We start from the raw sequence: 21,096 nt of genomic DNA, 5'->3' as shown, positions 1-21,096 counted from the left end.
TGTGGCTCGCCGTCTCCGGCGTAGGCGCAGCCCGGCCTTGACGTCCTCGCGGTGGCCTCAGCCCGCGGCCGGCCCGGCCGCGCTCGCTGTGCCGGAGAGCGCCTCCAGATCGCTTTTACGGACCTTGACCACCAACAAGGCGACGACCAGGGCGAGTACCGCCATGGCTGCTGCCGGGATGAAGGCCGTGGAGATGCCGTGCGCCAGCACCTCATGACTCCAAGGGGCGGGCAACTCGTGGGACTTGGAGAACTCGGCCTTCTGCTCCGGCGAGGCGTTGGCCATGAAGTCTGCCGCTTGAGACTTCGCCTCGTGACGACTTGCCGTGCCGAAGACAGTTGTCAGGATGGAAAGACCAAGCGAACCGCCCACCTGCTGCGTCGTGTTGAGCAGGCCGGATGCTGCTCCCGCTTCGTGTGGGGCCACGCCGGAGACCGCGGTGAGGGTCACGGTCACGAAGTTCAGGCCCATGCCGAAGCCGAAGATCACCATAGGACCCAGGACCCCGCTCACGTAGGAGCTGTCGGGGCTGATGAACGACTGCCAGACGAGTCCGACCACGACGAAGGCCGATCCGCCGGCCAGGAACGGCTTCGGTCCCAGTATCGGCAGGAACCTCTGCGACAGTCCCGCGCCGAGCGCGATCGCCACCGTCACAGGAAGGAAGGCGAGGCCGGCCTTGATCGGCGAGTAGCCCAGCACGTTCTGTACGAACAGCACGATGAAGAAGAACATGCCGAACATGGCCGCGGCGAGACTCAGCATGATCACGTACGTTCCCGACCGGTTGCGGTCGGCGAACATCTTCAGCGGGGTGATCGGCTCCTTGGCCCGGCTCTCGATGGCCACGAAGGCCAGCAGCAGCACGACCGCCGCGCCGAACGAAGCGAGGGTCAGATTGTCCTGCCAGCCTTCTTCGGAGGCGCGGATGAAGCCGTAGACGAGAGAGGCCATACCGAGCGTGGACGTGAGCGCGCCGGATATGTCGAACCGTCCTGGGTGGCGCTCCGACTCGTTGATGTACCTAGGCGCGAGGACGGCGATCAGAATGCCGATGGGTACGTTCACGAACAGCACCCAGCGCCAGTCCAGCCACTCCGTGAGCATGCCGCCGGCCAGGAGCCCCACGGCGCCGCCGCCTGCCGAGACTGCCGCGAAGACGCCGAAAGCGCGGTTCCGTGCGGGCCCTTCGGGGAACGTGGTCGTGATGAGTGCCAGTGAAGTGGGCGACGCGATGGCGCCGCCGACGCCCTGAAGGGCACGCGCGGCCAACAGTTGCCAGGGCTCCTGGGCGAGTCCGCCCAGGAGGGAGGCGAAGGTGAACAACAGGATGCCGGTCATGAAGACCCGGCGGCGACCGAGGATGTCACCGGCGCGGCCACCGAGAAGCAGGAGGCCGCCGAAGGTGAGGGTGTAGGCGCTGACGACCCACGTGAGGTCGGTCGTGGAGAAGCTGAGAGCGTCCTGAATATGCGGGAGCGCGATGTTCACAATCGTCGCGTCGAGGACCACCATGAGTTGGCAGGCGGCGATGACGGCGAGTGCGATGCCGGGATGCCCCTCCCTGCGGGCTGCTCCCGGCTTCTGATCCGGCGTTAACTGAGAGGTTGTCACAATGGATCCCCCACAAGCGTGTTAGTGAACGGCCCCGTTCACTGTTGCGTCAACGGTAGTGACTCCCCTTCAGTGAACGCAACCGTTCACTGAATTTACTGCCGTGCTTTTACGTGCCGCGCGACGCTGCTCGACTAGCTCAACGGAGAGATGACGATGGTTACTTCGCGCTGGACGGCCACTTCCGCTCCGTCGGCCGCCTCCATGCGCAGGCGTGGTCCCGTGCTCGAACGGGCCATCCTGGACGCGGCGCTGGACCAGCTCAGTACGGTCGGCTGGAACGGCCTCACCATGGAGGGCGTCGCCGCGGGCGCGCAGACGGGGAAGGCCGCGGTGTACCGGCGCTGGCCCTCCAAGGAGGATCTCGTTGTCGACGCCCTGCAGACCGGACTGCCCAAGCTGGACTCCGCGCCGGACCTCGGGAGCGTGCGCGAAGATCTGCTGGAGCTGTGTCGGCAGATGCGGGAGGCCATGTATTCCAGGCCGGGATTCGCGATTCGCTCAGTCCTTCACGAATGCGATTCATTCACGGCGGAGCGTTTCCATGGCGTGATCATCGAAGGCGTCGTCGAGCCCAGTGTTCAGCTGATCGAGGAGGTCGTACGCCGTGGAATCGAGCGCGGGGAGGTGCGTCCCGACGCCGCGGATGCCGCCGTGTACGACGTCATCCCGGCGATGATGATGTACCGCTCGAAGGTGTGCGGAAGTGAATGGGAGGAGGCGGATCTCGTGGCGATGATCGACCAGGTCATGGTTCCCCTGCTGCGGCGGCGTGCGGACTGAGCCCGGCCGGGTGTCGCGACGGGATATCGGCGGCGTACGCTGTTTGCCGCCATGCCGTACGAACCACCCACCCACGCCGTCGAGCGCTCAGTGCGCGCTGTCACCGGTGCCAAGATCGTCGCCGGTGTCGACGAGGTCGGCCGCGGTGCCTGGGCGGGCCCTGTCACCGTCTGCGCCGCCGTCACAGGACTGCGGCGCCCGCCGGAAGGGCTCACCGACTCCAAGCTGATCAGCCCCAAGCGTCGCGAGGTGCTCGCGGAGCAGCTGGAGAGCTGGGTCACCGCCCATGCCCTCGGGCATGCCTCGCACGAGGAGATCGACCAGCTGGGGATGACCGCGGCGCTGCGGCTGGCCGCGGTGCGCGCCCTTGAGGCGCTGCCGGTGCGGCCGGACGCGGTGATCCTCGACGGGAAGCATGATTACCTCGGTGCCCCCTGGCATGTCCGTACGGTGATCAAGGGGGACCGTTCCTGCATCGCCGTCGCCGCGGCGTCGGTGATCGCCAAGGTCCGCCGCGACAAAATGATGGCCGAACTGGGCATCGACCATGCAGACTTCGGGTTTGCGGCCAACGCCGGATACCCGTCGCCGGTGCATCGTGCCGCGTTGGAGGAGCGGGGGCCCACCCCGCACCACCGGCTTTCGTGGGCGTATCTTGATGCGCTGCCCCAGTGGCGGCATCTCAAGAAGGCCCGCATTTGGGCGGATGCCGGCGTTCCGGAGATCGAGGGCCAGCTCGGCTTCGACTTCTGACCGTTGTGTTCGTACTGATGTGCCACCCGCTGACGCGAGCCGCACCTGCGTTTGATAGATATCAGCTCATGCCTCTCATTCCCGAGGAGCCTCAGATTCACGAGAGTGCCCAGGGTCCCCGCACCGCGCCGACCCCCCGTCCCGTACCCGGCCCGCGTCCCGCGGCGCCGCCCCGACCCGGCCGCCCGGGTCCCGCAAGGCCCACACCGCCCGCGCAGCGCACTTCGCGCGAGTCGGCTCCCCTTGCCGAGCCGGGGCCGAACGCCCCTGCTGTCCCATCGACTTCGGCCTCCCAGCCGCAGATCCAGCTCATCCCGGCCTCGGCCGAGGGCGCGCTGGACGCCGCGGAGGAAGCCCTGGACCTGCTGCTCGACTCGGGGCGTACGCCCGGCGACGTCCTCGTGATCACCACGGGGGAACCGCACCCGTGGGCCGCTCACGAGCTGTCGTTCGGTGCGGACGCCTACTGGGCGCAGCACGACGCGGGCGACGACGTCTTCTACGCCGATGCCTCCGCCCTGGGCCGTGCTGCGTCGCGGCCGGTGGTTGTCGTCGCCGTGAACGGCGGCGCCGACGAGGCTGCTACCGCAGCGCTGCCGCTCGCTCTCGGCAGGGCCGACACCCTGCTGATCGTGTGCGGCGACCCGCAGCGCGTCAACGCGCTGCTGGGCGCCGGGGTCTGACGCGCCGCTTGCCGGCTGCCCGCACCGTTCACCGGTGTCCGGGGAGTCCGGCAGGCCGGTGCGTGACCGCGGCAGGGCGGTTCAGCGAGCCGCCGCGCGACGGAGCATCTCCGTCGCGGCGCCGCCGGTCCGCGGCGTCGACTCCTCGTCGCCCCCGAAAACCTCGGCCACGGAACCCACACTCGGGCGCCTGCCACCACGGCCCTCGCCGAGCACCTGCCAACCGTCGCGCGTCATCGTGATGTACGCCCCGCAGCGCAGGCCGTGCAACGTACAGGCGTCCCGCAGCCCCCACATCCAGGCCCCGTCCTCCTCCGTCCACCGGGTCTCGCCCTCGCGGCAGTACAGCAGAACCGCCGTACGGACCGGGGTGCGGCGGCGCAGGTCGTGCGGGATGACGCGGCGCAGCTGGGAGAGCAGGGCGTTGCGGAACGTCCAGCCATCGGTGGCACTGTCGCGCCGGGTGAAGGACGCGCTGGCGTTCAGCCGTTCCTCCGGGTCGAGGACAGCCACCACCGCGGTCCGGGGTATGGGCCGGTGACGCGTGTGCAGTCCACTGACGACCTCGCGCGGATTGCGCAGCAGCGGAATTCCCGCCGCCGCCCACTCTGCGGGTTCGAGCAGCCTGGTCGGTCGGTTGACGGAATCGGCGAGCCTCTCGGAGCGCATCGAGGACGCGGACATCGAGGCTGCCGAGGACGGAGTGAATCCGAAGGCCACGGTCCTCCCTTCGGCTACACGCCCGGACGCGGGCAAGGTCGGACTGGGGGAGCGCACCACGGCACAGCCCTACCGGACCTCGGGGGCCACGCGGGGAACGCTGCCAATTCTTCCCGCCGCGTCGGCGCACGGCAACGAGCAATCGTGGCCCGGATGCGGTATTGGACGATGCGTCGCCTATATACCTGCCCAACGACTGGGTTTCCGACGCACGAATCAGCCCTGTACCGCCAGGACCAGCGGCAACACCGCCTGCGCACCGGCCCTACGGAGCAGCCGGGCCGCCATCGCCAATGTCCAGCCGGTCTCCGTGTAGTCGTCGACGAGCAGCACCGGACCACCCGCCCGCGCAAGGGCCTCGGTCAGCTCCGGCGGCAACGTCAACGTGCCCTCCAGGGCGCGAAGACGCTGAGCGCTGTTGCTGCGTGGAAGGTGCGTGGTGTCGCTGCCCGGCGCGTACTCGATGCGCCCGAGGAGCGGCATGTGCCCGACCTGTGCGATACCCGCCCCCAGTGACTCGATGAGCTGGGGACGCGTGTGGGACGCCAGAGTGACCACACCTACCGGGCGCGGCTGCGTGTCCGGGCCGTCTGCCGCCCATCCGCCCGGGCCCTTGGCCCAGTCGGCCAGGACTTCCACGACGGCCCGCGCGACGTCGTCCGGCACCGGTCCGTCCGGGGCCTGTGGCGCGAGCAGGGGGCGCAACCGGTTGCCCCAGCCGATGTCCGAGAGGCGGCCGAGGGCCCGGCCCACACCTGTCAGTTCACCGACCGGAATGCGTCCCTTGAGGTCGATGCCCACGGCCGCGAGTCCCGTGGGCCACATCTTCCTGGGCTCCACCTCGACTCCGGGGCGTCCGAGTTCGCCTCGCGCCGAATTCAGCGCGTCCGGTGAGACGGTGGCCTCGATCCGTACTTCCGCGCAGTTGTCGCAACGCCCGCACGGGACTGCCGCCTCGTCGTCCAGCTGGCGACGCAGGAACTCCATGCGGCAGCCGGTCGTCGTGACGTAGTCACGCATCGCCTGCTGCTCGGCCTCGCGCTGTTTGGCGACCCACGCGTAGCGCTCGGTGTCGTACATCCAGGGCCGGCCGGTGGAGACCCAGCCGCCCTTCACCCGGTGCACCGCACCGTCCACGTCGAGGACCTTGAGCATGGTTTCCAGGCGCGAACGACGCAGCTCCACAAGCGGTTCGAGAGCCGGGAGCGACAGCGGTCTGTCGGACTGTGCGAGCACATCCAGGGTGCGTCGTACCTGCTCTTCCGGAGGGAAGGCGAGCGAGGCGAAGTAGCGCCAGATCGCCTCGTCCTCCTTTCCCGGGAGCAGCAGCACTTCCGCGTGCTCGACGCCACGTCCCGCGCGCCCCACCTGCTGGTAGTACGCGATCGGGGAGGAGGGGGAGCCGAGGTGCACGACGAAACCGAGGTCCGGTTTGTCGAAGCCCATGCCGAGCGCGGACGTGGCGACCAGGGCCTTCACCCGGTTCGCCAGGAGATCCTCCTCGGCCTGCTGTCGGTCCGCGTTCTCGGTCTTCCCTGTGTACGAGGTCACGGTGTGGCCGCACTGGCGCAGATACGCCGTGACTTCTTCGGCGGCGGCAACCGTGAGCGTGTAGATGATCCCGGATCCCGGCAGAGCGTCCAGATGGTCGGCCAGCCACGCCAACCGGTGCGCGGCGTCAGGTAGTTGCAGTACGCCGAGGCTCAGGCTCTCGCGATCGAGCGGGCCACGCAGCACGAGGGCGTCCGAACCGCCGCCGGTGCCGAGCTGGTCCGCGACGTCCGCTGTCACCCGCGCGTTCGCCGTAGCCGTCGTGGCCAGGACGGGGACACCCTGGGGCAACTCGGCAAGCATGGTGCGCAGGCGTCGATAGTCGGGACGGAAGTCGTGCCCCCAGTCCGAGATGCAGTGCGCCTCGTCGACGACGAGCAGGCCGGTGGCGGCAGCCAGCTGCGGCAGGACGTTGTCCCGGAAGTCCGGGTTGTTCAGCCGCTCGGGGCTCACCAGAAGAACGTCGACGTCCCCGGCCGCGACCTCGGCCCGGACGGCGTCCCACTCCTCCGTGTTCGACGAGTTGATGGTGCGGGCGCGGATGCCGGCGCGCGCGGCCGCCTCCACCTGGTTGCGCATCAGCGCGAGCAGCGGGGAGACGATCACGGTCGGGCCGCTGCCGCGCTCCCGCAGCAGCGCGGTCGCGACGAAGTACACCGCGGACTTGCCCCATCCGGTGCGCTGCACGACGAGGGCGCGTCTGTGCTCGGCGACCAGGGCCTCGATCGCGCGCCATTGGTCCTCGCGCAGCCGGGCCGTCCCGCTCGGGTCGGAAACTAGGCGGGCGAGTACGGCGTCGGCGGCCGTCCGCAGGTCTTCGTTGCTCATGCCCCCATGCAACCCGATGGGACCGACATCGCGCGAACGAGGCCCAAGACCTGTGGACAACTCATGTCGTGTCCCTGATCGAGGTTATCCACAGGCCAAAACGGAGTCCGACGGTCCGCGGCATGGTCGTCGCATGACGAATCACAGCGAACCCGCCGGAACGACCGGCGCGGCAAAGATCACCCTGCGCACGGCCGGTGAACTCGCCGAAGCGCTCCCGTATCTGCTCGGGTTCCGCCCGGACGACAGCGTCGTCCTGGTCGCCCTGCACAAAGGCCGATTCGGCGGCCGGGTGCGGCTCGGTATCCCCGAGCGGGCCGAGGACTGGCCGTCCGTGGCGCAGCAGATGGCCCGCTGCCTGATCGGCGAGTGCGAGCGCAGGGACGGGCGGCCGGACAGCGTCGTCGCGTTCCTCTGCCAGGACGCGGCGACCCCGGGCATGGACCCCGCGCGGCGGGTGATGGAGCGACTGCGTCCGCTCGCTCAGCTCCTGCGCACGGCGTGCGGCAGCCTGGACGTGCCGGTCACGGAGGCGCTCTGTCTCTCGGACGGCAGGTACTGGAGCTATTGCTGCCCGCGCCCCGAGTGCTGCCCGCCGGAGGGCAACGTGATCGTCACCGGCGGCACCTCGGTGATGGCGGCCACGGCGGCGTATGCCGGCATTCACGTGCGTGGGTCGGCGCAGGAGGCGCGTGCGCGTCTGGCGCCGCTGGAGACGGCGCTCGTCGCGGAGCAGACCCGGGCGCTGGACGCGGCGGCGATGGACCTCGTGCCGAGGATCTTCGCCGGCGTCTCGCGCGAGGAGGTGGAGGCGGAGACCCTCGACCTGGCGCGCCGCGTCATGGGCCGTCTCGCGGACGCCCCGGACACGGACGCAGAACTGGACGCCGACCTGAGGGACGACGAGCTGTTGGCGCACGACGAGGCCGCGACCCTGATTCTCGGCCTTCAGGACCGATCGACCAGGGACCGGGCGGCAGAGTGGATGGAGGGCGCGGAAGCCTCCTGTGCGCTCCGACTGTGGAGGGCGCTGGCCCGGCGTTGCGTCGGACCCTACGGAGAGCACGCCGCGGCGCCGCTGAGCCTCGCGGGCTGGATCGCCTGGTCGCTCGGTGACACCGTCGAGGCGGATCAGGCACTGGAGATGGCCCTCACGGTCGATCCGCGCTACGTGTTCGCCCAACTGCTCAACGCTGCACGTGCCGACGGAATCGATCCGGAGCCGGTTCGCCGCTCGCTGCGCGGCAAGCGGGCCGGCCGGGAGACGGAGCCCCCTGACGGGGACACCGAGGCAACCGAGTACTTGGATGGTGAGGAGGCCTCAGCCGGCAGGGAACCCGGCTGCGCCCCTGCTCTCGCGGCCGTCATGCCCCCGGGAGCCGTGGACCCGGGGGTGTCGCGGGCGGCTCGCGGTCTGGAGGCCGCGCTGCGGCGTCGCGGCGCGGGTCGTCACCGGGCGGGGACCCGGCCTGCCCGGGCGGGCGGGCGTGCGCCACGGCGGCCTTCCGGACACCGTAGGGCCGGAAGGCAACGCACCAGGGATGACGGGTGAACACGGCTGTGGCGCCGGTCCGTCGGCGAGCGAGTCGGTGGTTCGTCGCATTGTGGCGTTACTTGGGGCGGGGCGGCTCCGTTCCTTTGAGTGTCGGTAGCGGCGGCCGGGCCGTGCCGTCTGCGCGTCCACCAGCCCGGCGGGATGCCGGCGCCTCGCGCGACCGTGCGCGAAAGGAGGCGCCCCATGCGGGTGTTGAGATGGAGGCCGAGTGTGGACAGAGTCAGCGGCTCCCGGCCGATGGGTGCGCGCGGGCAGGACTCAGGGCCCGGCAGTCGGACGCATCGGGCCTGTGCGGGGTGGCCTTCACACGAAGCCCCAGCTGTACGCGAGCGCGTCATGGCGGCGACGGGTCGTGTGAGCGGCACGCTCACGGCATCCCCGCAGAGGGAGCGGTCGTGACGGCGAATGCTTCACGTCGGCCCGCGGTGGCGCCGCTCGACGGTGTGCTTGCCGCGGTGCGGGACGTCGGCGCGCCGGAACCTTCGCACCAACGGCCCTACGCGCTCTCGGGCCACTCCGTCCTTCAACCGGCCCCGACGGCGTCGACCGTGGCGCCCCGACGCTCCTCCGAACTCCCGCCCACCCACGGAGCCTTGATCTGCGTGGCCCTGCCGGGACTCGCGATCTCCTCCGATGACGGGCAGATGACGGCCCAGGGGCTCGAGGGGTTCTACCGCGGGGGCCGGCGGCTCCTGTCGCGATGCCACATTCGGGTGGCGGGCCGAGAGCCGCTGGCTGTCCAGGCGCGCATGGTCTCGGCCGACCGCGCCCGCTTCGTCGGGACGGTGCGGGCAGCGCCCGACGGGGGGCCGGATCCGGATGTCGTCGTGGAGCGGATCCGGCACGCCGACGGCACCGAACGCATCACGCTGCACAGTTCCGCGGCGCGGCCTCTTCGGCTGCCCCTGGAGGTGGCACTCGGCACGGACCTGGCCGAACTCGGTGCGGTGGCCGCCGGGACCCCGGGCCGCGAGTTGCCCGCGACGGTTCATGACTCGGGCATGCGGTGGTCGTCCCCGATCGGCCACACAGTGGTCACGGCGACACCTCCACCCACCGACGCTCTGGCCTCAGCCGGGCTGCTGCGCTGGGAGCTCGACCTGCCGCCCGGTGGGACGAGAACTATCGAGTTGCGGGTGCGGGCGGACGGCACGGGGATCGGCAGAGCCGCGGGACACAGCGGGGTCCGCCCGCTCGCTGCGGCCCAGGCGCACGGGGACGACCCACGCGTAGCGCCCCTGCTGCGGAGCTGCATCGATGATCTGCATGCGCTGTTGGTGCGTGACCCCACGCAGCCGTCGGACGTCTACTTGGCGGCGGGTGCGCCCTGGCGCTGCGGTCCGGCACCCGCTGAGGCCCTGGCCGCGGCGAGGATGGTGCTGCCCCTGGGGACCCGCCTGGCCGGCAGCACGCTGCGAGCTCTTGCCCGCACTCAGCTGGACGAACCGGGCGGGCAGTACGGCCGCCTGCCGGGGCCGCTTCGGCATGCGGGCGCCCGCATGCCCCCGAGCTGCACAGGCATCGAGGCGACACTCCTGTTCCCGGTGCTACTGGCCGAAGCGAGACGCTGGGGCCTGGCCGAGCAGGAGGTGGCGGAGCTGCTCCCTGCGGCGGAGCGGTGCCTGCAGTGGCTGCGCGCCGCCACGCGCGCGGGTCCGTACCTGCCGGACCCCGGACCGGGCGGGCCGCTGCGCGGCGAGACCCAGGCCCATGCCCACAGGGCAGCGATCCTCGGCGCCGACCTGCTCGACGCGTACGGCAGACCCGGGGGCGCGGAACTGCGGCAGTGGTCGCAGGAGCTTCGGTTGCGGTTCCGGGAGGACTTCTGGATCGAGGACCGGGGCGGCGGCAGACCGGCGGCGGCGCGCACCGCGGACGGGCGCCCGATGCCTCACCTGGGCAGCAGCGCCGCCCATCTCCTGGATACCGGGCTGCTCGGGGCCGGGGCGTGCGCACCGGGCTTGCTGGACAAGGTGCAGACCGAGCAGCTCGCTCGCCTGCTCGGCGGACCGGGCCTGGACTCGGGCTGGGGGCTGCGGACCCTGGAGGTGAAGGAGGCCTCGTACAACCCGTTCGGCCATCGCGCGGGAGCGGTGCGTGTGCAGGAGACCGCGGTCGCCGTCGCGGGCCTGGCCACTGCGGGGTACGAGAAGGAGGCGGTGTCCCTGCTCGGCGGTGTCCTGGCCGCCGCGGAGCACTTCGCGTACCGGCTGCCGGAGATGTACGCGGGGGAGCAGCGTGTCGAGGGCGGCGTCCCGTTGCCGCATCCCGCCGCCTGCAGACCGGCTGCCGTCGCCGCGGCCGCTGGGGTCCACCTCCTGGCGACTCTCGCGGGCATCCGCCCGGACGCGTCCGCCGGGACGGTGACGCTGTCCCCGGTGCGCAGCGCCCCGCTGGGCGAGATCGGGCTGACAGGGTTGCGCGTGGCCGGGCACGCCTTCTCTGTGCGCGTCAGCCGGCTCGGCCTCGCCATGGTCGAGGAGGCCGCGGACGTTCTGCAGTTGGGGGTGTGACCGGCTCGACCGGGGCCGCGCCGGAGCAGCTGCGTACCGCTCCACGAACTGGCGGAGCCAACGAGTGAAGGGACTGTTTATCGTCAGGCAGACGACTATGATCGTTCCATGTCGCCCTACGACCCGTCGGCCTTCCCGCCCTTCGCTGTCACCGTCGACCTGGTCGTGCTCACCGTGCGCCGCCACGCGTTGTGTGCGCTGGCGGTGCGCCGCGGGGAACAGCCGTTCCAGGGGCGTTGGGCGCTGCCCGGTGGGTTCGTACGGGACGACGAGGACCTGACTGCCGCAGCCGCGCGTGAGCTCGTCGAGGAGACGGGGCTGTGTGCCCACGACGGAACCTCGCCCGCCCAGGACAACGGCGCGCACCTGGAGCAGCTGGGCACCTACGGTGATCCGAAGCGGGATCCTCGGATGCGTGTGGTGAGCGTCGCCCACCTCGCGCTGGCGCCCGACCTGCCCGCACCGCGCGCGGGCGGCGATGCGCACAGCGCCCGCTGGGCCCCGGTCGAGGCACTGCTCAACCAGGGTGGGTACGAGCGGGAGGACGAGCTGGTCGCGCCGCTCGCCTTCGACCACGCGCAGATCTTGGCGGACGGTGTCGAGCGGGCCCGATCGAAGATCGAGTACTCGTCGCTCGCGACGGCGTTCTGCCCGCCGGAGTTCACCGTCGGTGAGCTGCGCCGCGTGTACGAGGCGGTCTGGGGCGTCGCCCTGGACCCGCGTAACTTCCACCGCAAGGTGACCGGCACGCCCGGCTTTCTTGTGCCGACAGGGGGTACCACCACGCGCCAGGGCGGTCGGCCTGCTCAGCTCTTCCGTGCGGGTGGCGCGACGCTGCTCAACCCGCCGATGCTGCGACCGGAGGTCTGAACGACTCGCCGAGGGTGCGGGACTGTTCTGCGACAGCCTGTGCAGCGGAGTGTGTCGTCCGCGTCTTCCGACTCCGCGTTCGCGGACACTCACGTCCGCACCCTGCCCGAAAAGCCGTAAATATCGCGTTATCTTGCTGCGGTACCCACGGGGTTCTCCCGCTGCCCGGGCGGCGGGCGGGCCTCGGCCGCCGGGCGGTCGCCCATCCTGCGAGAGAAGCGATGATCCAGGCCATCGGACTGACCAGCAATGCCCGTAAGGAGAGCCCGCCCACGGTCGACGACGTGTCCTTCGACGCACACGTCGGCTGTGTCACGGCACTGCTCGGTGCCCGCGGGTCCGGAAAGACAACGGTGGTGCGGCTCATGCTCGAGCTGCAACAGGGGCGCGGCATCACCTACTTCAGAGGCCGCCCGCTGCACCGCATCGCCCAGCCCGCACGCGAAGTGGGCGTCCTGCTCGGCGATGTGCCCGGCCATCCCGCCCGGACGGTCCGTGGACAACTGCGGATGCTGTGCTCGGCGGCCGGGGTGCCGGTCCAGCGAGCCGACGAAGTACTCGAGGTCGTCGGCCTGGTGAGCCTGCGCGACCAGCGCCTGGGCACCCTGTCCCGCGGCATGGACCGTCGCCTTGGCCTGGCCTGTGCCCTCCTCGCGGACCCGCACACCCTGGTGCTCGACGGTCCCGCGGACGGCCTGTCGGCCCGCGAGAGCAAGTGGCTGCACGGCATTCTGCGAGCACACGCGGGCCTCGGCGGCACGATCCTGTTCACCACGGACGACGCCAAGGAGGCGGCGCGGACCGCGGACCGCGTCGTCACCCTCGAGGAGGGAAGGCTGGTCGCGGACCAAGAGGTCGCCGACTTCGCGCGCACCCGGCTGAGGCCCCGGGTGGCCGTCCGCAGCCCGCATGCCGCGCGCCTGGGCGTCCTGCTGGCCAAAGAGGCACGCACAGCCAGGCGCACGGTCGAAGTGGTCCCTGAGGACGGCAGCCACCTCTCGGTGTACGGCAGCACCTGCGCGGACGTGGGAGAGACCGCGTTCCGGCACAACATCCTCGTCCATCAACTCGCCGACGAGATCGGGGACGCGGGGCTCTCAGTGGCGCGCGCCCTCCCTTCGGGCGCCGGCCCGGATGCCCGGGTTCTTCCGTCCGCCGGATCCGGGACCGGCGCGGAGACGCACCCCTCCTCGGCCGACGAACTCCCCAACACCCCAGTGCCGACCAGCACGTTCGTGCCCCTCGTCGACACGACGCCCCTGTCCGAAACTCCCGAGGACACCGCCGAGAACCCGAGCCGCACGGAGTCCGGCGTGGCCAGATCGGCGTCGGCCACGCTCTCTCCGCTGCCGCCCCCCATCACCGTCCGCCCGGCACGGAGCCCATTGCGCCCCCTGCGCTACGAACTGCGCCGCGCGACAGGCATCGCCACCGGATACGTCACCGTCGCGCTCGTTCTCGCCGTCTCCGCGCTCCTCTCCGTGCTGCTCGCCCGCGTCGGACACACTCCACAGCCCCGCCTGCTCGCCGCGTGGCCCCAGGAACTGCCTCTGCCTCCTGCCGCCCTAGGGGCAGGGCTGCTCGGCGCCTTCGCCTTCGGTGACGAGTTCCGTCACCCCGCGCTCGCCGCCGATCGCGGCACCGTCCCTCGCCGCCTGGGACTTCTCTCCGCCAAACTGCTCGTCGGCGCGGCGACCGCCGTCCTCATGGCCGTCCTCGTGGTCGGCTGCGACGCCGCGCTGCTTCATCTCGTATACGGATCAGAGCTCACACAAGTTCCCGCCGACTGGCCGTCGATGGGCGCGAGTTGGTTCACGCTCGTCGTCGCGTGTGCCTGGGCGGGGGTTCTCGCGTCCGGAGTGTTCCGGTCCACCGCGGCCGGACTAGCGGCGGTGGTCGCCGTACCCGTCGTCATCGTGCCGCTCGTACAGAAAGCCTTGGAGGGGCCGTCTGTGCGAACGGCGGCAGGGTTCCCCGCCAGGCTGCGTGATCTTGCTCTGGTGCACTGGCCGTTCGGCGCGGAGCGGTTCGTCGCCGCCGGGGTGCGGATGATTGCCCAACCCGTCGGCGGGGCATTGATGTTGTCGCTCGGCGCTCTGCTCTGCGCATATCTGCTCATGGTGTTGCGTCCCAGGGTGCGATGACGGCCGTCCGGCGGCTGTCGGCCCCTTACTGTGCGCAACTCCCTCTGGCGCGCCCGCTTCTTTCCGATAAGGCGTCAATTGTGGCGAAGGGGGAGATCACCCTTTCGTGTGCTTTTCACCAAAGACCTCAAGGGAGTTGAGGACGGCGCCGACAACACATTCCGTGAGTACCCTTGCGCACACCATGATGACCGCCGCCCGCTCCGCCGACTCAGGCCTCGCCGGACCGGGTGAACTCGACCGCTACCCCTACGCGGGCCCGGCCGCCAACCGTGTCGGCCCCCCCGTCTGGGACAGCACGGACCAGGATCTCGGCCGCATGAGCCGACGCGCCGCGGGCAGCCGGGGCCGCGGTCTGCACGGTCAACTCGTCCAGCAGCTGGGGCAGATGATCGTCTCCGGCGACCTGGGCGCCGACCGCCCGCTGGTTCCCGAAGAGATCGGCCAGCGATTCGAGGTGTCCCGGACCGTCGTCCGTGAGTCCCTCCGCGTCCTGGAGGCCAAGGGCCTGGTCAGCGCCCGCCCGAACGTGGGCACGCGCGTGCGGCCGGTCAGCGACTGGAACCTGTTGGACCCCGACATCATCGAATGGCGTGCCTTCGGGCCGCAGCGCGACGATCAGCGCCGGGAGCTGAGCGAGCTGCGCTGGACGATCGAACCGCTCGCCGCGCGCCTCGCCGCCGGGCACGGCCGTGAAGACGTACAGCAGCGCCTTGTCGACATGGTCGAGATCATGGGGCACGCGCTCGGCCAGGGGGACTCGATCACGTTCTCCCGCGCCGACGCGGAGTTCCACTCGCTGCTGATCCAGCTCGCCGGCAACCGCATGCTGGAGCACCTTGCCGGCATCGTCTCCGCCGCCCTCCAGGTCTCCGGCGGGCCCGTCACTGGTTGTGACCGGCCGAACGAGACCGCCCTCGCGCACCACGCGCGCATCGCCGACGCGCTCGCCACGGGCGACAGTTCCGGCGCCGAGACGGCCATGCGTCAGCTGCTGATGGTCCACCCCGAGGTGGAGCGTGTGGTGCCGGCGCCCCGCGAGCACTGACCGCGCCGGGGCCGGAGCGGAGCGAGGAGTACGAACCTGGTGTCGCCGGACGGCGCCCCCCATGTGCCCTGCGCACATGTAGAGGGGCGCCATCCGGCGACTCGGCTGTGTAGGTCGGTCGCCCATGCTTCGTCGCCGCACTTTGTCACCCGTACGGGCCTCTGCTCGCACGCGTCGGTGAGGGTGCGGTCCGACTTCTGACATGACCGACTCTGTATGTATCTGTCGGTTTTTGACAGCTTACGGGGTGTGACTCGGGCCACGCAGATTGGGCGTAACGCTCCTCGGGGCAACGCGATGACCTAAGAGGTGATAGCCGAGGAGGGAATACAGCAGCCGTTCGTGGCGCTGTCCATCTCCCCGGCCTCCGCCCGCGCCGTCGGCCCATCCCCAAGTCGGCGGTCGTCGGCTCCGGTCCACAGGACTCCGGTCCACAGGACGGGGCCGGAAGCCGTTTTCCAACGTTCCGAGAGGTTGTTCGTGTCGGCCAGCACATCCCGTACGCTCCCGCCGGAGATCGCCGAATCCGTCTCTGTCATGGCGCTCATTGAGCGGGGAAAGGCTGATGGCCAGATCGCCGGCGATGACGTACGCCGTGCGTTCGAAGCCGACCAGATTCCGGCCACTCAGTGGAAGAACGTTCTGCGCAGCCTCAATCAGATCCTCGAGGAAGAGGGTGTGACGCTGATGGTCAGTGCCGCTGAGCCCAAGCGTCCCCGAAAGAGCGTCGCAGCCAAGAGTCCGGTCAAGCGCACCGCCACCAAGACGGTCGCGGCCAAGACGGTCACCGCCAAGAAGGTCGCTGCCACCGCCGCCCCCGAGGCGACGACGGCCGAGGTCGCTGCCGAGGACGACGCGCCCGCCGGCAAGGCTGCCGCGAAGAAGACGACGGCGAAGAAGGCCACCGCCAAGAAGACGGTCGCCAAGAAGACCGCCGCCAAGAAGGCGTCCAAGAAGGACGACGAGGTTTCCGACGACGAGTCGACGGAGGAGACCCCCGCGACGGGCAAGGAAGGCGAGCCCGCCGAGGAGGGCCAGGGCGGCTTCGTCCTGTCTGACGACGACGAGGACGACGCGCCCGCCCAGCAGGTCGCGGCCGCCGGTGCCACCGCCGACCCCGTCAAGGACTACCTCAAGCAGATCGGCAAGGTCCCGCTGCTCAACGCCGAGCAGGAGGTCGAGCTCGCCAAGCGCATCGAGGCCGGCCTGTTCGCCGAGGACAAGCTGGCCAACGCGGACAAGCTCGCTCCCAAGCTCAAGCGCGAGCTGGAGATCATCGCCGAGGACGGCCGCCGCGCCAAGAACCACCTCCTGGAGGCCAACCTCCGTCTGGTGGTCTCCCTGGCCAAGCGCTACACGGGTCGCGGCATGCTCTTCCTGGACCTCATCCAGGAGGGCAACCTCGGTCTGATCCGTGCGGTCGAGAAGTTCGACTACACCAAGGGCTACAAGTTCTCCACGTACGCCACGTGGTGGATCCGTCAGGCGATCACCCGCGCGATGGCCGACCAGGCCCGCACCATCCGTATCCCGGTGCACATGGTCGAGGTCATCAACAAGCTCGCGCGCGTGCAGCGTCAGATGCTCCAGGACCTGGGTCGTGAGCCCACCCCGGAGGAGCTGGCCAAGGAACTCGACATGACCCCCGAGAAGGTCATCGAGGTCCAGAAGTACGGCCGTGAGCCCATCTCGCTGCACACTCCGCTGGGCGAGGACGGCGACAGCGAGTTCGGTGACCTCATCGAGGACTCCGAGGCCGTGGTCCCGGCCGACGCCGTCAGCTTCACGCTCCTTCAGGAGCAGCTGCACTCCGTGCTCGACACGCTGTCGGAGCGTGAGGCGGGCGTCGTCTCCATGCGTTTCGGTCTCACCGACGGTCAGCCGAAGACCCTCGACGAGATCGGCAAGGTGTACGGCGTGACGCGTGAGCGCATCCGCCAGATCGAGTCCAAGACGATGTCGAAGCTGCGCCACCCGTCGCGCTCGCAGGTTCTGCGCGACTACCTCGACTAGTCACCGCTGTACGGCTCTACGAAGGCCCGGCCCGACCCCGTTCGCAGGGTGGGGCCGGGCCTTCGAAATAGGCGGCCGAAGGTGAGTCTCGCTGTGCGTGGTGCGCACAACTGGATCACTCTGGGTGTGTCATAGCAACCCAGAGTGAGGAGACCGCATGCGTCGTCCCTTCGCGAGAGCGCTGACCGCACCACTGGCCGTACTGGTCGCGGCGGCGGTGCTGCCCTTGGCCTCGTCGGCACCCGCGGTCGCCGACGACGGCGTCGTCGGCGGTCGCCCGGTCAAGGCGTCCGACAATCCGTGGGTGGTGGCACTCTCCAGTCGTGACCGATTCGGGGGTATGCGCGCGGGACAGTTCTGCGGGGGCGTGGTCGTCGCACGGTCGACGGTCATCACCGCGGCGCACTGCCTGAGCGAGCCCGTACTGGGCGTTCCGCGCGACAAAGTGAGCGATCTGAAGGTGATCGCCGGCCGGACGGACCTCCGGGCCTCGGACGGGGTCGAGATCCCGCTCCGCAGTGCGTGGATCAACCCGGACTACGACAGCCGTACCAACGCGGGCGATGTGGCCGTCATCACACTGGCCACGCCGCTGCCCGGGGGATACGTGATCCCGATGGCCGAGGAGGGCGACCCGGCCTATGCGCCGGGAACGGGCGCGACCGTCTTCGGGTGGGGCGACACGACCGGTGCCGGCGACTATGCGCGCACGCTGCACGCCGCACAGGTGCAGGTGCTCGCCGACTCCGCCTGCGAAAAGGCGTACCCCGGCGGCGCGGACGGAAAGTTCCTGCCGGCGACGATGCTGTGCGCCGGGGAGCCGAAGGGCGGCAAGGACGCCTGCCAGGGCGACAGTGGAGGCCCGCTGGTCGCCCAGGGCCGACTCGTCGGCCTCGTGTCGTGGGGAAGCGGCTGTGGCCGCGCAGGGAGCCCTGGCGTCTACACCAGGGTCTCGGACGTCGTCAGGGTGCTGCGAGAGCACGGCTGACGGAGATACGAGGACGGGCGGCCATCCCTTGGTGGAGGGGTGGCCGCCCGATCACCGGCCTGATGCCGGAGCTGGCTCGTCGTGGGTGCGAGGCGTCAGCGTTCCTCGGTTTCGGAGCTTTCCGGAACAGCGGTGAGCCGCTCCGTCTCGTCCTGTATCTCAGCGGCGATCTTCTTGAGTTCCGGCTCGAACTTGCGACCGTGGTGGGCGCAGAAGAGCAGTTCACCACCGCTGGTCAGAACGACGCGCAGATATGCCTGGGCGCCGCAACGGTCACAGCGGTCAGCCGCCGTCAGCGGGCTCGCGGGGGTCAGAACAGTAGTCACGTCGCCTCTTCTCTAGCTCGACGAGCTGTCGTACCAGGGTCAACATCCAACCAGGCCGAAAACGTTCCCGCTCGCGGCATTTCCTCGAAAATTTTCTTCGAGACCGGCTGTCTGCTGCCGGGTGGCGGCGAATGTGCCGTATTGCGTCTCTTACGTCTCTTACGGGTTCGCACGTTCTGTCAGGTCGGTCGTCCACGGCTGGCTTGCCGGTTGTTCATGAGGACGTGCCCGGAGCCTAAATGGTTCATGCCTGGAAGGGAACGTGATGTGGGCTTCACTCCATCGAGGGATCGAACATGCATACGAGGGTGGACTAGTCTGGTCAGAGGTGAGGGTGGCGTTACAACGGCTCTACCAGGCCTCGGTACCCTCTGACGGGCGACCGACGCCGGCCCTTTACCCATAAGGGCCCCATCTGAAATTCAGCGAGGAGCGAACCGCGTGACCGCCGATACGTCCGTGCCGTCCACAGCGTTGCTGACCGGAGCAGACCGGGACGGTTCCAACTACACCGCGCGGCACCTTCTCGTTCTCGAGGGGCTCGAAGCCGTACGCAAGCGTCCCGGCATGTATATCGGCTCGACCGACAGCCGCGGCCTGATGCACTGCCTCTGGGAGATCATCGACAATTCCGTCGACGAGGCTCTTGGCGGCTACTGCGATCACATCGAGGTGATCCTGCACGACGACGCCTCCGTAGAGGTGCGGGACAACGGCCGCGGCATCCCCGTGGACATGGAGCCCAAAACCGGCCTTTCCGGAGTCGAGGTCGTCATGACCAAGCTCCACGCCGGCGGCAAGTTCGGAGGCGGCGCGTACGCGGCCTCCGGCGGTCTGCACGGCGTGGGTGCCTCTGTGGTGAACGCGCTGTCGGCGCGCCTCGACGTCGAGGTGGACCTCCATGGCCACACACATGCCATCAGCTTCCGGCGCGGTGTCCCCGGCGCCTTCGCCAAGCCCGGCCCCGACGCGGCCTTCGACTCCTCCGCGCGACTGAGCAAGGTCAAGAAGGTCCCGAAGAGCCGCGTCGGTACCCGTATCCGCTACTGGGCGGACCGGCAGATCTTCCTGAAGGACGCCAAGCTCTCGCTGGAGCACCTGCACCAGCGTGCCCGCCAGACCGCCTTCCTGGTGCCGGGCCTGACCATCGTCGTGCGCGACGAATACGGCCTCGGTGACGGCGGCAGCAAGGGCGAGGAGTCCTTCCGGTTCGACGGGGGCATCAGCGAGTTCTGCGAGTACCTGGCCCAGGACAAGCCGGTCTGTGACGTCCTTCGTCTCACCGGGAACGGCCACTTCAAGGAGACCGTCCCCGTGCTCGACGAGCACGGCCAGATGACGCCGACCGAGGTCACCCGTGACCTCGGTGTCGACATCGCGATGCGCTGGGGGACGGGGTATGACACGAACATCAAGTCGTTCGTGAACATCATCGCCACCCCCAAGGGCGGCACTCACGTGTCCGGCTTCGAGCGCTCGCTCACAAAGACGCTGAACGAGGTGCTGCGTACCCAGAAGCTGTTGCGCGTCGCCGAGGACGACGTCATCAAGGACGACGCCCTGGAGGGACTCACGGCCGTCGTCACCGTGCGTCTGGCGGAGCCGCAGTTCGAGGGGCAGACCAAGGAAGTCCTCGGCACCTCGGCGGCCAACCGGATCGTCGCCAATGTCCTGGCCAAGGAGCTCAAGGCGTTCCTCACGTCTACTAAGCGCGACGCCAAGGCGCAGGCTCGCGCTGTCATGGAGAAGGCCGTCGCCGCGGCCCGTACGCGCATCGCGGCCCGCCAGCACAAGGACGCGCAGCGCCGCAAGACAGCCCTGGAGTCGTCGTCCCTGCCCGCCAAGCTCGCGGACTGCCGGAGCGACGACGTGGAGCGCAGCGAGCTGTTCATCGTCGAGGGCGACTCCGCGCTCGGCACTGCCAAGCTTGCCCGGAACTCCGAGTTCCAGGCTCTCCTGCCGATCCGCGGCAAGATTCTCAACGTTCAGAAGTCGTCCGTCTCGGACATGCTGAAGAACGTCGAGTGCGGCGCGATCATCCAGGTCATAGGAGCCGGGTCCGGCCGGACCTTCGACATCGACGCGGCGCGCTACGGCAAAATCATTCTGCTCGTCGACGCCGATGTGGACGGCGCGCACATCCGCTGCCTGCTGCTGACGCTGTTCCAGCGCTACATGCGGCCCATGGTCGAGGCCGGCCGCGTCTTCGCCGCTGTGCCGCCGCTGCACCGCATCGAGCTGGTCCAGCCGAAGAAGGGCCAGGACAAGTACGTCTACACGTACTCGGACCGCGAGCTGCGGGAGACGATGCTGGAGCTTCAGCGCAAGGGTGTGCGTTACAAGGATTCGATCCAGCGCTACAAGGGCCTGGGTGAGATGGACGCCGACCAGCTGGCCGAGACGACCATGGACCCGCGTTTCCGCACGTTGCGCAGGATCAACATCGGCGAGCTGGACGCCGCTGAGCAGGTCTTCGATCTGCTGATGGGCAATGACGTGGCGCCGCGCAAGGAGTTCATCAGCGGCTCCGCGGCGACCCTGGACCGCTCGCGCATCGACGCGTAGCCCGACCGGGCATCGTGGGGGGGCGCCCCCCCGGGGGGGGGCCCCCCCCCCCCCCCGGGCCCCCCCCCCCCCCCGGGGCCCCCCCGTGCGGGGGTTTTGGGGGGGGGGGTGGGGGGGGTGCAAAGGGAGACCACCCGCCCAC

15 protein-coding genes are annotated in these 21,096 nt (G+C 69.8%); 11 read left to right on the top strand and 4 right to left on the bottom strand.

The features are described from left to right. Positions 1–57 precede the first annotated feature (57 nt). Entirely contained in the window at positions 58–1,614 is a 1,557-nt protein-coding gene (locus ACIREE_RS21045) for an MFS transporter (protein WP_404154058.1), read from the bottom strand. A gap of 156 nt (positions 1,615–1,770) precedes the next feature. On the opposite strand from ACIREE_RS21045, the gene ACIREE_RS21040 reads away from it, so the two are divergent. The 3 genes from ACIREE_RS21040 to ACIREE_RS21030 all read left to right on the top strand — a co-directional run bounded on the left by ACIREE_RS21040 (position 1,771) and on the right by ACIREE_RS21030 (position 3,833). Beyond that, a complete protein-coding gene (locus ACIREE_RS21040) occupies positions 1,771–2,397 on the top strand; it encodes a TetR/AcrR family transcriptional regulator (RefSeq protein ID WP_404154276.1) in 627 nt (208 codons plus the stop codon). Between the two features lie 51 nt (positions 2,398–2,448). Continuing rightward, positions 2,449–3,150, top strand: a complete 702-nt coding sequence (locus ACIREE_RS21035; protein WP_404154055.1) for a ribonuclease HII — start codon at positions 2,449–2,451, stop codon at positions 3,148–3,150. A 68-nt stretch (positions 3,151–3,218) separates the two neighbouring features. Next, positions 3,219–3,833: a hypothetical protein gene (locus tag ACIREE_RS21030; protein WP_404154052.1), complete on the top strand. Its 615-nt coding sequence runs from the start codon at positions 3,219–3,221 to the stop codon at positions 3,831–3,833. Between the two features lie 81 nt (positions 3,834–3,914). On the opposite strand, the gene ACIREE_RS21025 is transcribed toward ACIREE_RS21030, so the two are convergent. Next, positions 3,915–4,553 (bottom strand): hypothetical protein, encoded by a 639-nt coding sequence (locus ACIREE_RS21025; protein ID WP_404154049.1) that lies wholly within the window; start codon positions 4,551–4,553, stop codon positions 3,915–3,917. Positions 4,554–4,769: 216 nt separating this feature from the next. Beyond that, the gene (locus tag ACIREE_RS21020; RefSeq protein ID WP_404154046.1) at positions 4,770–6,932 is read right to left on the bottom strand and encodes a RecQ family ATP-dependent DNA helicase; all 2,163 of its coding nucleotides are present in this window, start codon (positions 6,930–6,932) and stop codon (positions 4,770–4,772) included. Positions 6,933–7,065: 133 nt separating this feature from the next. Between ACIREE_RS21020 and ACIREE_RS21015 the strand changes: the two genes are divergently transcribed. The 7 genes from ACIREE_RS21015 (at position 7,066) to ACIREE_RS20985 (ending at position 18,063) form a co-directional block, all read left to right on the top strand. Then, positions 7,066–8,484 (top strand): DUF4192 domain-containing protein, encoded by a 1,419-nt coding sequence (locus tag ACIREE_RS21015; protein ID WP_404154044.1) that lies wholly within the window; start codon positions 7,066–7,068, stop codon positions 8,482–8,484. Between the two features lie 596 nt (positions 8,485–9,080). Continuing rightward, the gene (locus ACIREE_RS21010) at positions 9,081–11,000 is read left to right on the top strand and encodes a glycogen debranching N-terminal domain-containing protein (protein WP_404154274.1); all 1,920 of its coding nucleotides are present in this window, start codon (positions 9,081–9,083) and stop codon (positions 10,998–11,000) included. 108 nt (positions 11,001–11,108) lie between these two features. Then, positions 11,109–11,870 carry an NUDIX domain-containing protein gene (locus ACIREE_RS21005; protein ID WP_404154042.1) on the top strand — a complete coding sequence of 254 codons (762 nt, stop codon included), beginning with the start codon at positions 11,109–11,111 and terminating at the stop codon, positions 11,868–11,870. A 221-nt stretch (positions 11,871–12,091) separates the two neighbouring features. Beyond that, positions 12,092–14,014, top strand: coding sequence for an ATP-binding cassette domain-containing protein (locus ACIREE_RS21000; RefSeq protein WP_404154040.1), 1,923 nt, complete (start codon positions 12,092–12,094; stop codon positions 14,012–14,014). A gap of 163 nt (positions 14,015–14,177) precedes the next feature. Next, positions 14,178–15,062: a FadR/GntR family transcriptional regulator gene (locus ACIREE_RS20995; RefSeq protein ID WP_404154038.1), complete on the top strand. Its 885-nt coding sequence runs from the start codon at positions 14,178–14,180 to the stop codon at positions 15,060–15,062. A 480-nt stretch (positions 15,063–15,542) separates the two neighbouring features. Further along, a complete protein-coding gene (locus ACIREE_RS20990; protein ID WP_404154037.1) occupies positions 15,543–17,075 on the top strand; it encodes an RNA polymerase sigma factor in 1,533 nt (510 codons plus the stop codon). Between the two features lie 157 nt (positions 17,076–17,232). Beyond that, positions 17,233–18,063, top strand: coding sequence for a S1 family peptidase (locus ACIREE_RS20985; RefSeq protein WP_404154035.1), 831 nt, complete (start codon positions 17,233–17,235; stop codon positions 18,061–18,063). Positions 18,064–18,158: 95 nt separating this feature from the next. Here the strand turns inward: ACIREE_RS20985 and ACIREE_RS20980 are convergent, their stop codons facing one another. Then, the gene (locus tag ACIREE_RS20980) at positions 18,159–18,389 is read right to left on the bottom strand and encodes a hypothetical protein (RefSeq protein WP_404154033.1); all 231 of its coding nucleotides are present in this window, start codon (positions 18,387–18,389) and stop codon (positions 18,159–18,161) included. 441 nt (positions 18,390–18,830) lie between these two features. Here ACIREE_RS20980 and ACIREE_RS20975 point away from each other — a divergent pair, with 441 nt between their 5' ends. Beyond that, positions 18,831–20,954, top strand: a complete 2,124-nt coding sequence (locus ACIREE_RS20975) for a type IIA DNA topoisomerase subunit B (RefSeq protein ID WP_404154030.1) — start codon at positions 18,831–18,833, stop codon at positions 20,952–20,954. The last annotated feature ends 142 nt before the right edge of the window (positions 20,955–21,096 follow it).

Source organism: Streptomyces sp. NPDC102467, assembly GCF_044765445.1.
Lineage (GTDB): Bacteria > Actinomycetota > Actinomycetes > Streptomycetales > Streptomycetaceae > Streptomyces.
The sequence above is the reverse complement of the archived record's forward strand: the minus strand, read 5'-3'. Positions and strand labels throughout refer to the sequence as shown.